The 13,677-nt window shown below is 61.4% G+C and carries 11 protein-coding genes and 1 other RNA gene; 7 read left to right on the forward strand and 5 right to left on the reverse strand.

Translation table 11 applies throughout. The features are described from left to right. The first annotated feature begins 77 nt into the window (after window positions 1–77). The 5 genes from NTU39_RS10805 (at window position 78) to NTU39_RS10825 (ending at window position 6,929) form a co-directional block, all read left to right on the forward strand. Window positions 78–2,159, forward strand: a complete 2,082-nt coding sequence (locus NTU39_RS10805; RefSeq protein ID WP_257959811.1) for an extracellular solute-binding protein — start codon at window positions 78–80, stop codon at window positions 2,157–2,159. Between the two features lie 2 nt (window positions 2,160–2,161). Further along, a complete protein-coding gene (locus tag NTU39_RS10810) occupies window positions 2,162–3,217 on the forward strand; it encodes a microcin C ABC transporter permease YejB (RefSeq protein ID WP_046291582.1) in 1,056 nt (351 codons plus the stop codon). Window position 3,218: 1 nt separating this feature from the next. Then, window positions 3,219–4,313 (forward strand): ABC transporter permease, encoded by a 1,095-nt coding sequence (locus NTU39_RS10815; RefSeq protein ID WP_150664908.1) that lies wholly within the window; start codon window positions 3,219–3,221, stop codon window positions 4,311–4,313. Further along, window positions 4,310–5,905 carry an ABC transporter ATP-binding protein gene (locus tag NTU39_RS10820; RefSeq protein WP_257959812.1) on the forward strand — a complete coding sequence of 532 codons (1,596 nt, stop codon included), beginning with the start codon at window positions 4,310–4,312 and terminating at the stop codon, window positions 5,903–5,905. Before NTU39_RS10815 ends, NTU39_RS10820 begins: the two co-directional genes overlap by 4 nt. A 322-nt stretch (window positions 5,906–6,227) precedes the next feature. After that, window positions 6,228–6,929, forward strand: coding sequence for a C40 family peptidase (locus NTU39_RS10825; RefSeq protein ID WP_150664910.1), 702 nt, complete (start codon window positions 6,228–6,230; stop codon window positions 6,927–6,929). 101 nt (window positions 6,930–7,030) lie between these two features. On the opposite strand, the gene NTU39_RS10830 is transcribed toward NTU39_RS10825, so the two are convergent. Beyond that, window positions 7,031–8,185 (reverse strand): patatin-like phospholipase family protein, encoded by a 1,155-nt coding sequence (locus NTU39_RS10830; RefSeq protein WP_373275373.1) that lies wholly within the window; start codon window positions 8,183–8,185, stop codon window positions 7,031–7,033. A 236-nt stretch (window positions 8,186–8,421) separates the two neighbouring features. Between NTU39_RS10830 and NTU39_RS10835 the strand changes: the two genes are divergently transcribed. Next, on the forward strand, window positions 8,422–9,477 hold the full coding sequence (locus NTU39_RS10835; RefSeq protein WP_373275374.1) for an extracellular solute-binding protein: 1,056 nt from the start codon (window positions 8,422–8,424) through the stop codon (window positions 9,475–9,477). A gap of 139 nt (window positions 9,478–9,616) precedes the next feature. Here NTU39_RS10835 and NTU39_RS10840 read toward each other — a convergent pair whose 3' ends face one another. The 4 genes from NTU39_RS10840 to NTU39_RS10855 all read right to left on the reverse strand — a co-directional run bounded on the left by NTU39_RS10840 (window position 9,617) and on the right by NTU39_RS10855 (window position 13,290). Beyond that, the gene (locus NTU39_RS10840) at window positions 9,617–10,648 is read right to left on the reverse strand and encodes a tetratricopeptide repeat protein (RefSeq protein ID WP_174984751.1); all 1,032 of its coding nucleotides are present in this window, start codon (window positions 10,646–10,648) and stop codon (window positions 9,617–9,619) included. Between the two features lie 238 nt (window positions 10,649–10,886). Then, window positions 10,887–12,149: a transcription termination factor Rho gene (gene rho / locus NTU39_RS10845; RefSeq protein ID WP_039399112.1), complete on the reverse strand. Its 1,263-nt coding sequence runs from the start codon at window positions 12,147–12,149 to the stop codon at window positions 10,887–10,889. Between the two features lie 187 nt (window positions 12,150–12,336). After that, complete coding sequence (trxA, locus tag NTU39_RS10850; RefSeq protein WP_039399110.1) at window positions 12,337–12,663, reverse strand: thioredoxin TrxA; 327 nt, start codon at window positions 12,661–12,663, stop codon at window positions 12,337–12,339. A gap of 336 nt (window positions 12,664–12,999) precedes the next feature. Continuing rightward, complete coding sequence (locus NTU39_RS10855; RefSeq protein ID WP_257959813.1) at window positions 13,000–13,290, reverse strand: thioredoxin family protein; 291 nt, start codon at window positions 13,288–13,290, stop codon at window positions 13,000–13,002. Window positions 13,291–13,571: 281 nt separating this feature from the next. Here NTU39_RS10855 and ffs point away from each other — a divergent pair. Continuing rightward, window positions 13,572–13,670, forward strand: an RNA gene (ffs, locus tag NTU39_RS10860) — signal recognition particle sRNA small type. Window positions 13,671–13,677: the final 7 nt, after the last annotated feature.

The following is a 13,677-nucleotide window of genomic DNA, read 5'->3' on the forward strand; positions in this document are numbered from 1 at the left end:
GGCGGATCGAAGGGGTGGGGCTGGATGCGTCCGGATCCCGGGGCAGGCTGGCGCTGGCCGACCAACACAGGAGACGCATGAACGCGCGCACAACACGGCATCCACACACGACCCGGGGCTCGCTCCGCAGTTTCGTGACCTCTCTGGCGTCCTCGATTTTCCCGACGCCGCGCGCCGATCTCGCCGTCTCTTCCGTTCGCGCCGTACGCTTCGGCTTCCGGCGCATTTCCCGAGTACTGACGGTGTCGCGCACCGCGCCCGTTGCTGCGGCACTGGCCGCCGGTCTGCTGGCGACGTCCCCGGCCCACGCGAAATATGCCATCGCCCAGTACGGCGAGCCGAAGTATCCGCAGGGGTTCACGCACTTCGATTACGTCAATCCCGATGCGCCACGCGGCGGCACGTTGACGCTCGCAAACCCCGATCGCCGCACCAGCTTCGATAAATTTAATCCGTTCACGTTGCGAGGCACGTCAGCGCCGGGCGTGTCCGGGCTCATGTTCGAGACGCTCGGCATCGGCAGCGCCGACGAGCCCGCGACCGTCTACGGTCTGCTGGCCGACGACATCGCCGTCGCGCCCGACGGCGCCTCCGTCACGTTCCACCTCAACCCGGCGGCGCGCTTCAACAATGGCGACCCGGTCACGGCGCAGGACGTCAAATATTCCTTCGACACACTGATGAGCCCGCAGTCGGCGCCCGGCTTCAAGGTGATGCTGGCCGATGTGAAGGGCGTGAGTGTGCTCGACAACCGTCGTGTGCGGTTCGATTTCAAGCGCGTGAGCCCCGATCTGCCGCTGCTCGTGGCGTCGGTCCCGGTCTTCTCGCCCAAGTGGAACGTGGGGGCGGACGGCAAGAAGAAGGCGTTCGATGCGCTGACGTTCGAGCGTCCGGTGGCGAGCGGCCCCTATCTGATCGAATCGTACGACGGCGGGCGTCGCATCACCTTCCGGCGCGATCCGAAGTACTGGGGCAACGACCTGCCGGTGCGACGTGGCACGTACAACTTCGAGCGCATCGTCTACAAGCTGTACTCCGATGACATCGTGCGGCTCGAAGGCTTCAAGGCGGGCGAGTTCGACGCGATCACCGAATACCGTGCCCGGAGTTGGGTGCGCAGCTACGTTGGCAAGCGCTTCAAGGATGGTGAGCTGATCAAGCGCGAGTTCTCGCATCACAACGCGGCGGGCATGCAGGGCTTCATTGTGAATACGCGCCGCGACTTGTTCAAAGATGTGCGCGTGCGTAAGGCGCTCGACCTCGCGCTCGACTATCAGTGGTTGAACCGTCAACTGTTCTACAACCAGTATCAGCGCATCTACAGCTACTTCACGAACAGCGACCTCGCCGCGCGCGGCATGCCCAGCGAGGCGGAGTTGAAGCTGCTCGAACCGCTGCGCAAGAAGCTCGACCCGGCGGTGTTCGGGCCGATGGTCGTGCAGCCGACGACGACGCCTCCCGCGAGCCTGCGCGACAACCTGCGCGAGGCGCGTGAACTGCTGGCGCAGGCGGGCTGGACGTACCGCGACGGCGCGCTGCGTAACGCGAAGGGCGAGCCGTTCGTCTTCGAATTTCTCGACGATGGCGGGGCGATGGGGCCGGTGGCATCGGCGTATGCCCGCAATCTTGCGAAGCTCGGCATCACACTGAATTTCCGTCAGAGCGATTTCGCGCTCTATCAAAAGCGCATCGAGACGTTCGACTTCGACATGATCTCGCTGCGCTATCCCGATTCGCAGATTCCCGGCACCGAGTTGCTCGACCGCTTCGGCAGCCAATCGGCGAACGTGGACGGGTCGGATAACGTGATCGGCCTGAAGGATCCGGCGGTCGATTCGCTGCTGGGTAGCCTCGTGCGCGCGCATACCTACGACGATCTCGTCGCCGCTGCGCGCGCGCTCGACCGGGTGCTGATGCACGGTTATTACATCGTGCCGCACTGGTTCTCGTCGACGCATCGCATGGCGTACAAACGCAATCTGCAATTCCCTGAAAAATTGCCGTTGTACTTCACCGCTGAAGGCTGGCTCGTCTCGATGTGGTGGGATGGCGGTGTGAAGGGAGAGAAGGCGACGAAGGGTGAACCGCAAGGCGCGTCCGCCCCGGCAACTTCAGCAGATTCAGCAGCTTCAGCAGCTTCGAAAGGAGTGACCCGCTAATCATGTGGTCCTACATTCTCAAACGACTGCTGATCATGATTCCGACGTTGCTCGGCGTGATTACGCTGACCTTCGCGGTGATTCAATTCGTGCCCGGCGGCCCCGTCGAGCAGGTGATGCTCGAACTCAAGGGGCGCGGCGGTGGCGGTGAGGCCAGTGGCGGTGGAGGCGGCAGCGACTATCGCGGACGTCGTGGTATCGACGCCCAGCAGCTCGCTCAGATCAAGGCACTCTACGGCTTCGACAAAACGCCGATGGAGCGCTACTGGCTCATGCTCAAGCGCTTCGCGCGCTTCGATCTCGGGCAGAGCTATTTCCATCACCAAAGCGTGTGGTCGCTGATCGTCTCGAAACTACCCGTGTCGATTTCGCTGGGGCTATGGACGTTCTTCCTCACTTACCTGATATCGGTGCCGTTGGGTATCGCCAAGGCGGTGCGCAACGGGTCTCGCTTCGACACGCTCACGAGTCTGGTCGTACTGGTGGGCTACGCCATCCCTGGCTTCGTGCTCGGCGTGTTGCTGCTGGTGTTGTTCGGCGGCGGCACATTCTGGCAGTTGTTCCCGTTGCGAGAACTCGTCTCGGACAACTGGAGCGATCTGTCGTGGCCAGCGAAGATCATGGACTATCTGTGGCACATCACGTTGCCGGTGACGGCGTCCGTGGTCGGCAGCTTCGCCGTCATCACCATGCTGACGAAGAACGCCTTTCTCGATGAAATCCGCCGTCAGTACGTGCTCACGGCGCGTGCCAAAGGTTTGTCCGAACGCAAGGTGCTGTTCAAGCACGTGTTTCGCAATGCGCTGATTCCGCTCATCACCGGCTTCCCGGCGGCGTTCATCGGCGCGTTCTTCGCGGGCAGTCTGCTGATCGAAACGTTGTTCTCGCTCGACGGACTCGGCCGTCTGTCGTACGAATCGGTACAGCGCCGCGACTATCCGGTCGTGCTCGGTTCGCTGTATCTGTTCACGCTCATCGGGCTGGTGACCAAGCTCATCTCCGACCTCTGCTACGTGCTGGTCGATCCGCGTATTCAATTCGATCGAGTGGAGCACTGACGTGACCCGATCCGCCACGCCATCGCAACGCCCGACGTCCTATGCCGCATCGCGCTCGCCGCGCTGGCGTGTCTGGCGGCGTTTTCGCAGTCACCGGCTCGGTTACTGGAGCCTCATCGCCTTCGTCGTGCTGTTCGGCATCAGCTTGTTTGCCGAGGTCATCGCCAACGACAAACCGTGGGTCGTGCGGTATGAGGGGCAGTGGTACTTCCCGCTGGTGAAGACGTATCCCGAAGCGACCTTCGGCGGCGATTTCCCGACGCCGACGGACTATCTCGATCCGTTCATCGAAGACCGCATTCGCGCGGGCGATAACTTCGCGATCTATCCGCCGGTGCGCTATAGCTACGACACCATCAACTATTTCTCGAAGGTGCCGAACCCGGCGCCGCCGTCGTCCGAAAACTGGCTGGGGACGGACGACCGTGGTCGCGACGTCTTCGCGCGGCTGCTCTACGGCTTCCGGCTGTCGGTGATCTTCGCGCTGGCGCTCACGGTCTCGGGCACGCTGCTCGGCATGCTCGCCGGTGCGGTGCAGGGTTTTTACGGCGGACGCATCGACCTCACGTTGCAGCGGCTGATCGAAATCTGGGGGTCGTTGCCCGAGCTGTATCTGCTCATCATCTTCGCGTCGATCTTCGAGCCGCATTTGTGGCTGTTGTTCGTGCTGCTGTCGCTGTTCGGCTGGATCGGTCTTTCCGATTATGTGCGGGCCGAATTCCTGCGTAACCGTCAGCTGGATTACGTGCGCGCGGCGCGGGCGATGGGGCTGTCGAACTGGCAGATCATCCGACGTCACGTATTGCCCAACAGCATGACGCCGGTGATCACGTTCCTGCCATTCCGGATGAGCGGGGCGATTCTGGCGCTCACCAGTCTCGACTTCCTCGGGCTCGGCGTGCCACCGCCGACACCGAGCCTTGGCGAACTGCTCAATCAGGGCAAGGCGAACCTCGACGCGTGGTGGATTTCGCTGGCGACGTTCGTCGTGCTCGTGCTCACGTTGTTGTTGCTCACGTTCATGGGAGACGCCTTGCGCAATGCGCTCGACACGCGTGTCGCGGACAAGCAGGCTGCGGCCGGGGGGGCGATGTGAACGCGCCGCTCCTCAGTATCGAAAACCTCTCGGTGCGCTTCGGCGATACCGAAGCCGTGAAGGATGTGAGCCTTGCCATCGAGCGCGGCGAGCGGGTCGCGCTCGTCGGTGAATCGGGCTCGGGCAAGAGCGTGACGGCGCTCGCCATTCTGCGTCTGTTGCAGGACGCGCAGATTCAGGGGCGCATTCTGCTCGACGGTGTGGATCTCGCTTCCGTGAGCGAGCGCGAAATGCGCGGGCTGCGCGGCAACGACGTCGCCATGATCTTCCAGGAGCCGATGACGGCGCTCAATCCGCTCTATCCGATCGGTGAGCAGATTGCCGAGGCGCTGGAGCTGCACGAAGGGCTGTCCAAGAAAGACGCCAGGTCGCGCGCCATCGAACTGCTGCGCCGCACGGGCATTCCCGAGCCGGAGCGGCGCGTGTCGCATTTCCCGCATGAGCTGTCGGGCGGTCAGCGTCAGCGCGCCATGATTGCCATGGCGCTTGCCTGCCGTCCCAAGTTGTTGTTGGCGGATGAGCCGACCACGGCACTCGACGTCACCATCCGCGCGCAGATCATCGAATTGCTGCTGGAATTGCAGCGCGATGCCGCCGAGAAGCGCGGTATGGCGGTGCTGCTCATCACGCACGATCTGAATCTGGTGCGACGTTTCGCGCAGCGCGTGGCGGTCATGGAGAAGGGCGTGCTGGTCGAGTGCGCCGACACCGAGACGCTGTTCACGAATCCGCAGCACCCGTACACGCGCAAGCTCATCGACAGCCGTCCGCAGCGGGAGATTCATCCGGTGCTGCCGATTGCGCCAGTGTTGCTCGAAGGGCGAGGCGTGACTGTGGACTATGCGACGGCGCAGCCGGGCGTGCGCGGCTGGTTCCAGCGCGGTCGGTTCCGGGCCGTGCATCCGGTCGATTTGTCACTGCGTCAGGGCGAGACGCTCGGGGTGGTCGGTGAGTCGGGCTCGGGCAAGACGACGTTGGCGATGGCCATGCTCGGTCTTCAGCACACGAGCGCGGGGCAGATCGAGTTCCAGGGGGAACCGCTGGCGTCGTATCGCGGCACGAAGCAGCGCACTTTGCGCTCACGCATGCAGATCGTGTTTCAGGACCCATTCGGCTCGCTGTCGCCGCGTATGACGATCGAGGAAATCGTGGGCGAGGGTTTGGCGTTACATCGCCCGCAGATGAGCGAAGACGAGCGGCGGACCAAGGTGGCAGAAACGCTGCGCGAGGTCGGCATCGACGCGCGCGCCATGTCGCGTTACCCGCATGAGTTTTCCGGTGGTCAACGGCAACGGATTGCCATTGCCCGGGCGCTCATCGTCGATCCTCAGATTCTGGTGCTCGATGAGCCGACGAGTGCGCTCGACGTGTCGATTCAGCAGCAAGTGCTCCATCTGCTGGCCCAATTGCAGATCAAGTACAACCTGAGTTACCTCTTCATCAGCCACGATCTGGCGGTCATGCGAGCGATGGCGCACCGGGTTCTGGTGTTCAAAGACGGGCATCTGGTGGAGCAGGGCGATACGGAATCGGTATTTTTTGATCCGCAAAACGCCTACACCCGGGAGCTGGTCGCGGCGGCCATGCTGTAGGTCCGTGACATTGCCGTGAAACGTCACACAACGTCGTAGAACATCGGCTAAATCGCAAACGATTGATTGTTAATGAAAATTTCCTGATTGCGCTGATTGTTTTTTTCTATTACCTTTTGACATCATGTGACGTTCACATTACTATCGCGTACCAATTAAGTTGATTATTCAACGAGTTAACCGGTCTCGTCAGAGGTCGGTTCAGACAACAAGTTCGGCGGTGGGTCAGCCGGGCGTGACTCGAAGGTTTTCAACACAGCAGCATCCTGTTGCAACTGACGAGCTACTCATCGGCCATCCGACTCAACCAACCCGGCGACCAATGCAGACGAAACCTCCGCGCACCCGCAAGACACTCCTTCTCGCGTTCACTGCCGCTGGCCTCGTCACCGCCTCGTTGACGGCGAAGGCTGACGACTACAACAATGGCCCGACCGCCGCAGCCCGCGCTGCCGCAGCGGCTATTCAGGCCAGCAACGCTTCCCCGAACACCGCAAACGTCACCACCGTGTCCACCGACGCCGCCCAGCCGGTCGTCGAAGAGTCGCGTGTGCAACGTGCGCAGAAGCTGTTGTCGAATGTGACGGACAAGGCGTCGGACGTCGTACTTGGCGCGCTGAATTACATCGGCGTTCGTTACAAATACGGTGGCAACACGCCGGACAGCGGCCTGGATTGCAGCGGCTTCGTGCGCTATGTGTTCCAGGACACGCTCAATTTCATGCTGCCGCGCCGCTCGGAAGAAATGAGCCAGGTGGGCGAGCGCATTGCCAAGACCGATCTGAAACCGGGCGATCTGGTGTTCTTCAACACCATGCGTCGCAGCTTCTCCCACGTCGGTATCTATATTGGTGGCGACAAGTTCGTGCACGCCCCGGCAACGGGAGGCAAGATCCGCGTGGAAGACTTGCGCGAATCGTACTGGTCGGCTCGCTACAATGGCGCTCGCCGTGTCGAGACGCTCAAGGCCAGCGCCGAACTCACGCGCGTCGAGCAGCTCTTCAAGAACGACCACCCGATGTAAGTCGTCGATCCCCGCGAACAGTGCAGGGTTCGATGCAAGAAAAAATGCCGCCCATTGGGCGGCATTTTTGTTTGAGGCGGGCGGCGCAGCGGAGCACTGGCTTAGCGTGAGGCCTGCGGCATGCCTTTGGGCGCTTCCGACTGGGCATCGGCCAGTTTACGCTGGATCTCCGGCCACATCTTGGCGACGGCTTCCTCGCCCGCCAGAATCGCGCGGTTGCGCCCCTGGAAGTCCGAGGCCCCCATCTTCGCCAGCGACGGACGAATCACGACGTCCGCATTCTTCTCCAGCTCGTACTGCTTGATCGACTGACCCATGATCGTGAACGTTTGCATCAGGATGTCGAACTGACCTTGCGTGGCCTGTGCCGTCGGATTGGCCGAGATGTCGACGGCAATGACAAAGTCCGCCCCCATCTGACGCGCATACTCCGCCGGTACCGGTGCGACCAGGCCGCCGTCGACATAATCGCGATTGCCGATATGCACCGGCTCGAACACGCCCGGCACGCTGCTCGACGCGCGCACGGCCTGCCCGGTGTTGCCACGACGGAACAGAATCGGTGCGCCGCTCTGCAAATCGGTGGCGACGATGCCCAACTGACGCGGCATCTGTTCGATCGTGCGGTCCTTGAGCACCTTGTTGACGTACGACTGGAGCGCCTCGCCGCGCAACATGCCGCGCGAGCGGAACGGCATCGTCCAGTCGCTGATCGAGGCTTCGTCCATCGTCGATGCCAGACGGTTCAGCTGGAAGCCGTTCAGGCCCGAGGCGTACATCGCCCCCACGACGCTCCCGGCACTGGTGCCGACCACAATGTCGGCATGGATCCCGCGGGCTTCGAGTGCCTTGATGACGCCAACGTGCGCAAAGCCGCGTGCGGCACCGCCGCCGAGCGCCAGACCGATCTTTAACGGGCGGATGATCTTGGGCGGGGCGATGGGCGTGGCCGGGACCGTTTGTGACTGAGCGGTCGGCGGGACCGTCGTCGGAACCGAGGCCGACGGGCCTTGCGAATTCATCGGAGGTGCGCTGGCGCACCCGGCGATCAGGGCGGCCACGGCAAGCGCGGCGAACGAGGTGCGTGCGCGACGCAGATTTGGGATCAACGACAACAAGGGGAAACTCCGGCAGGGCAGGACAGACGCGCGCGGCACCTTGAATCGTTGTGATGGGGTGGCCGGTGCGTCGACGCGCAATTTTACGGCGATTGGAGCGTCGAGGACACTCATCAGTTCACTTTTCGAGGGTGTCATCAATGGAAGGTGACCTGATGTGGAACCTTTGGCACAGCACTTCGTCTTATTTGCCGTTACTCGAGAGGTTTCGCTTCGCTCCTCGTCGCCGTTCGGCATCTTTCCTCCCTCCTGCGATTTTCCCGTCTCCGATAGTGAATATATGAATTAATGCAAATGGGAATCATTTGCGTTGATAATGATTTTTCATTATCCTGTTCCTCTCTGTAAAACCATGACTGCGAGGGGAATAGCCCATGAAGGCGAAGACGATCGGCAAACTGGCGCGACTGACGGTGCTCGGCACTGCAATGGCTGCGGCATTCGGCGCGCAAGCGGACATCAATGGCGTGCTGAACCTGTACTCGGCGCGTCACTATCAGACCGACGAGCAGCTTTATGGCACGTTCACCAAGCAGACCGGCATCAAGATCAATCGCATCGAAGCGGACGACGCGGCGCTGCTGGAGCGTCTGAAGAGCGAAGGGGCGAAGAGCCCGGCGGACGTCATTCTCATGGTCGACGCGGCGCGTCTGGCGAAGGCGGACGAAGCCGGTCTGTTCCAGCCGACCAAGTCGGCCACGCTCGACACGCGTATTCCGGCCAAGCTGCACGCTGCGAGTTCGAAGGCAGGCACCGACTGGTACGGTTTCTCGACGCGTGCGCGCGTGATCGTCTACAACAAGGACAAGGTCGATCCGAAGACGGTACAGACGTATGCATCGCTGGCCGATCCGTCGCACAAGGGACAGGTCTGCACGCGCTCGGGATCGCATCCGTACATGCTCTCGCTGGTGGGGGCACTGGTCGCACGCGAAGGCGCTCAGGCCACGCAGAAGTGGGCTGAGGGCATGGTAGCGAACTTTGCTCGCGCGCCGCGCGGTGGCGACACCGATCAGATCAAGGCCGTGGCGACGGGCGAGTGCGGCGTAGCACTCGCCAACTCCTATTACTACGTGCGCATGGCGCGCTCGGACAAGCCTGAAGACAAGGCGCTCATGTCGAAGGTCGGTTTCATCTGGCCGGATCAGGCGGGCAAGGGCACGCACGTGAACGTAGCGGGGGCGGGCGTTGCCAAGCACGCGCCGAATCACGCGAATGCGGTCAAGTTCCTCGAATATCTGGCGAGCGACGAAGCGCAGCAATACTTCGCCAACGGCAACAACGAGTGGCCGGCCGTGCCGACGACGAAGGTCGACAATGCGGCGCTCGTCGCCCTCGGCGAGTTCAAGGCGGAAGACGTGCCCATCGGCACGATTGCCAGGAATCTGCCGGAAGCACAGCGCATTCTGGATCGCGCTGGCTATAAATGATGAAGTGATGGGAGGAGCGTCGTGAAGTCATGACGTCCTGAAAAAAACGGGCGCCGGAGAGATTCCGGTGCCCGTTTTCGTTTGGGGTGTTGCTCGCTCATGACGTCGATCGAGCGATGCCCGACGACGTCATATCGGCTCACTCTTCCAGCAAGTCACCTTCCTCGCCCGGTTGATACATGTGGTAATCGCCGGTGGCGTAGACACCTTTGTAAGCCGTCGACGATGCGGCTTCGGCATCTTCGTCGTCATGGGTCTCGATTGGATGCGTTTCCGCAATGCGAAGCGACTCGCGGACCTGCGGCGGCTCGCATTCGGCGATCAGACGCAGCGCCTCGGCTTCGTCGTCCGCCACGACGTCGTAGGTGGTCACGAACTCAGGGGCGGGGCCATCCGGATCTTCGTCTTCCAGCGGCTCGTACCATTGACCTTCCACGATCAGATGCATCGCGCGGGCAGTGTCGGACTGTTCGTCGCGGGCGGCGCGCAGGGCCCACAGGGCGGCGTCGCTCCACTTGTAGAGTTGCACGGCTTCCAGCGCGGTCGCGAGCGCCTTGTCGTGGTCGCCGGACTGCTTGTAAGCGTGCGAGAGCTCGGCCAGCACGTCGGCCATCGAGACATTGCTGCCTTCTTCGTCGTGCTCCTGCGTGTGCAGTGCTTCGTACGTGGCGATGGCCGCCTTCGGCTCGCCCTGTGCGTTGAACAGGTGCATGCGAAGTGCGATGGCGTTCTCGATGAAGGCGCGTCCGGTCTGGGCGAGATACGGGCTTTCGAGCGTGCGGTCGAGGCGCGTCTGTGCGGCCGCGAAATCGCCCTGGCGGGTGAGGGCGTTGGCGTGATTGAAGTCGACGATGACGAGGTCTTCGTCCGGCGCGCAATTGCCTGCGGCCTCGTAGGCTTCGATGGCGGCGGGGAAGCGTCCGAGATCGGAGCGATAGTTGCCGAGCAACTGCCAGAGCAGCCAGACGCCGGGCGCGTGGGCGACACCGGCTTCGAGTACCGTCACTGCCTGTTCCATTTCGTCCATGTCGGCGTAGGCCATCGCCTGCACCTCATAGGCGCCCGAGTACTGCATCGACTCAAGCCGTTTGCCGATCTCCAGGGCCGTTTCGGGATCGCCGGCTTCCAGGTGGGCGAAGGCTTCCGCCATCAATTCGTCTTTCTCGGACATTGCAATTTCTCCTTCGGGAACTGCTTTGGGGGAAGGCGTACCGGCAGCGATCGCGCGGTATCGTCCCATCATATAACAGGCATCGTGACAGCCAGCATCGTCGCAGGGCGAGTCAACGCGTGGGCGGCACGGTGGGGTGTTCGGGGCAGGGGAGGCACGCGCCGTAGCGGTGCAATGAAAAAGCCGCGACGGGATGTCGCGGCTTTTCTCATGATGCGCGGGAGTGGGATCGTACCGATCAGCCGCCGCGGCGCATCAGGTCGAAGAACTCGGCGTTGTTCTTCGTCTGCTTGATTTTGCCAAGCAGGAATTCCATTGCTTCGGCTTCGTCCATATCGTAGATGAGCTTGCGCAGCACCCAGATCTTTTGCAGGATTTCCGGCTTGATCAGCAGTTCTTCGCGACGCGTACCCGACTTGTTCAGGTTGATCGACGGATAGACGCGCTTTTCCGCCAGGCGACGCTCAAGGTGCACTTCCATGTTGCCCGTGCCCTTGAATTCTTCGTAGATCACGTCGTCCATGCGGCTGCCGGTTTCGATCAGCGCCGTGGCGATGATCGTGAGCGAGCCACCTTCTTCGACGTTACGCGCCGCACCGAAGAAGCGCTTCGGGCGTTGCAGGGCGTTGGCGTCCACGCCGCCGGTCAGCACCTTGCCCGATGCCGGGATCACGGTGTTGTAGGCGCGGGCCAGACGCGTGATCGAGTCCAGCAGAATCACCACGTCTTCTTTCATTTCGATCAGGCGCTTGGCCTTCTCGATGACCATTTCCGCAACCTGAACGTGACGCGTGGCCGGTTCGTCGAACGTCGACGCGATCACTTCGCCGCGCACCGAGCGCTGCATTTCCGTCACTTCTTCCGGGCGCTCGTCGATGAGCAGCACGAAGAGCTTGGCTTCCGGGTGATTGGCCGTGATCGCGTGAGCGATGTGCTGGAGCATCACGGTCTTACCGGACTTCGGCGAAGCAACCAGCAGACCACGCTGGCCCTTGCCGATCGGGGCGATCATGTCGATGATGCGGCCCGTCACGTTCTCTTCGCCGCGAATGTCGCGCTCAAGCAGCAGCGGCTTGTTCGGGTGCAGCGGCGTGAGGTTCTCGAACATGATCTTATGTTTCGAGGCCTCAGGCGGGTGGCCGTTGACTTTGTCGACCTTCACCAGCGCGAAATAACGCTCGCCGTCTTTCGGCGTACGCACTTCCCCTTCGATCGTGTCGCCGGTATGCAGGTTGAAGCGGCGGATCTGCGACGGGCTGATATAGATATCGTCCGTGCTGGCCAGATACGACGTCTCGGGCGAGCGCAGGAAACCGAAGCCGTCCGGCAGCACTTCGAGCGTACCGTCGCCAAAGATGGTTTCGCCGGACTTTGCGCGCTTCTTAAGAATGGCGAACATCAGCTCCTGCTTGCGAAGGCGGTTGGCGTTCTCGATTTCGAGACCGTTCGCCATTTCTAGCAGCTCGGAGACGTGCTGGGACTTTAGTTCGGATAAATGCATACGGAGGTGCCGTCCGCTGGACGACAAGTGAATGATCAGGGAAAAGTGAGCGAACGCTCGAAGAACTTTGGGGTGCTTTTGGGCGGATTATATAGCAAGCAGCGTCAGGCGCAAGCACTGCGCTGCTTGAGCCCTGCCGGGGTGTCGCACTGTGGCGACAAAGGCCCCGGCACTTGTCATCGACGTTTTACAGATTGCCGTCGAGGAACGAGGTCAGTTGCGACTTCGACAGGGCACCGACCTTCTGAGCGGCGACAGCGCCGTTCTTGAACAGGATCAGCGTCGGGATGCCGCGAATGCCGAACTTGGCCGGCACGCCCTGGTGCTCGTCCACGTTGATCTTGGCGATCTGCACTTTGTCGCCGTATTCCTTCGACACTTCGTCGAGGATCGGGGCGATCATCTTGCAGGGGCCGCACCATTCTGCCCAGAAGTCGAGCAGCACCGGCTTGTCGGATTTCAAAACGTCCGCGTCGAAGCTGGCGTCGGTGATGTGCTTGATAGTTTCGCTCATGAGAATTGTTGCCTCGTCTGACTATTCGGAAACGTCCGATGAAAATGGCGCCATACGCCGCTTGTTTTCACCGACGCTGGAGATGTCACCCAGCTTTCGCGGGCGTGCATTCTCCATATGGAGGCTGCAATCGCGGGCTTCAATAGCGTTCGCCAATGCAGTTTGTGCTCATCTTAGCGGAAATTGCCAAGGCTTGCCCGAGGCGCGGCAAGTCATGACGTCGCGTGTGCTAACGCCGGGGAAGCGCCAGGGGCGGCGCATCGCGGCGTGCGTCGCCCGCGAAATCTACGGTCGATTCAATTTTTCAGGACGTAGTCGATACTTTGTGACAACAGTTCAGGGGTTACCCCAGGCACATTCCAGACTTCTTTGCCATCCTTGAAAAAATACGGCGGTGGGTGTCGTTTGGATGCCAAGGTCGTTGGCGACGTTCTCGCATTCATTCAGATAGGCTTTGAGGAAGCGCGCGCTGTCGCAGTATTTGTTTGCGATTGCCTCGAATTCTGCGGCGAACTGTTTGTCCGCCGTGCTCGAACATTGTTCGAAACAAGCGACTGTCAGTTTGTCGGTCTCGATAATGAATGTTCTGAATTGTGCGAAATCACTAATGGTTGTGACGTTGTTCATAGGTGGTCAGCTCCGTTAAATTGCGGAAAAAGTGGACGCCATTTCGCGAGTCGCTGGCGTAACGTGGCCCTAAGGGTGTCGACACATGCTCCTCGGGGAGGCTGCAATAGCGTTGCGCGGTTGCATGTGCGAATGCAGTCCAATTTCATGCTAGAGGCTTGTTCGATGGGCTTTGGCCCGTTCCCTGATAACGGGAAATGGCTCGGCGCATGCGCGTTGCGTGTCGAAATTTGGCGTAATGGGCTTCTGTTGGGGAGTCCGTTCTGGTAGAATCTTTCCCTGACGGGCCTCCTCGCATGGTGGCGCGGCCAATCTGGTCAGGTCGGGAACGAAGCAGCCACAGCCGTTTTCTACCAGTGCCGAGGGTCAGGCTCGTCACCTATCTCC

The organism is Pandoraea commovens (assembly GCF_024704525.1).
Classification (GTDB): domain Bacteria; phylum Pseudomonadota; class Gammaproteobacteria; order Burkholderiales; family Burkholderiaceae; genus Pandoraea; species Pandoraea commovens.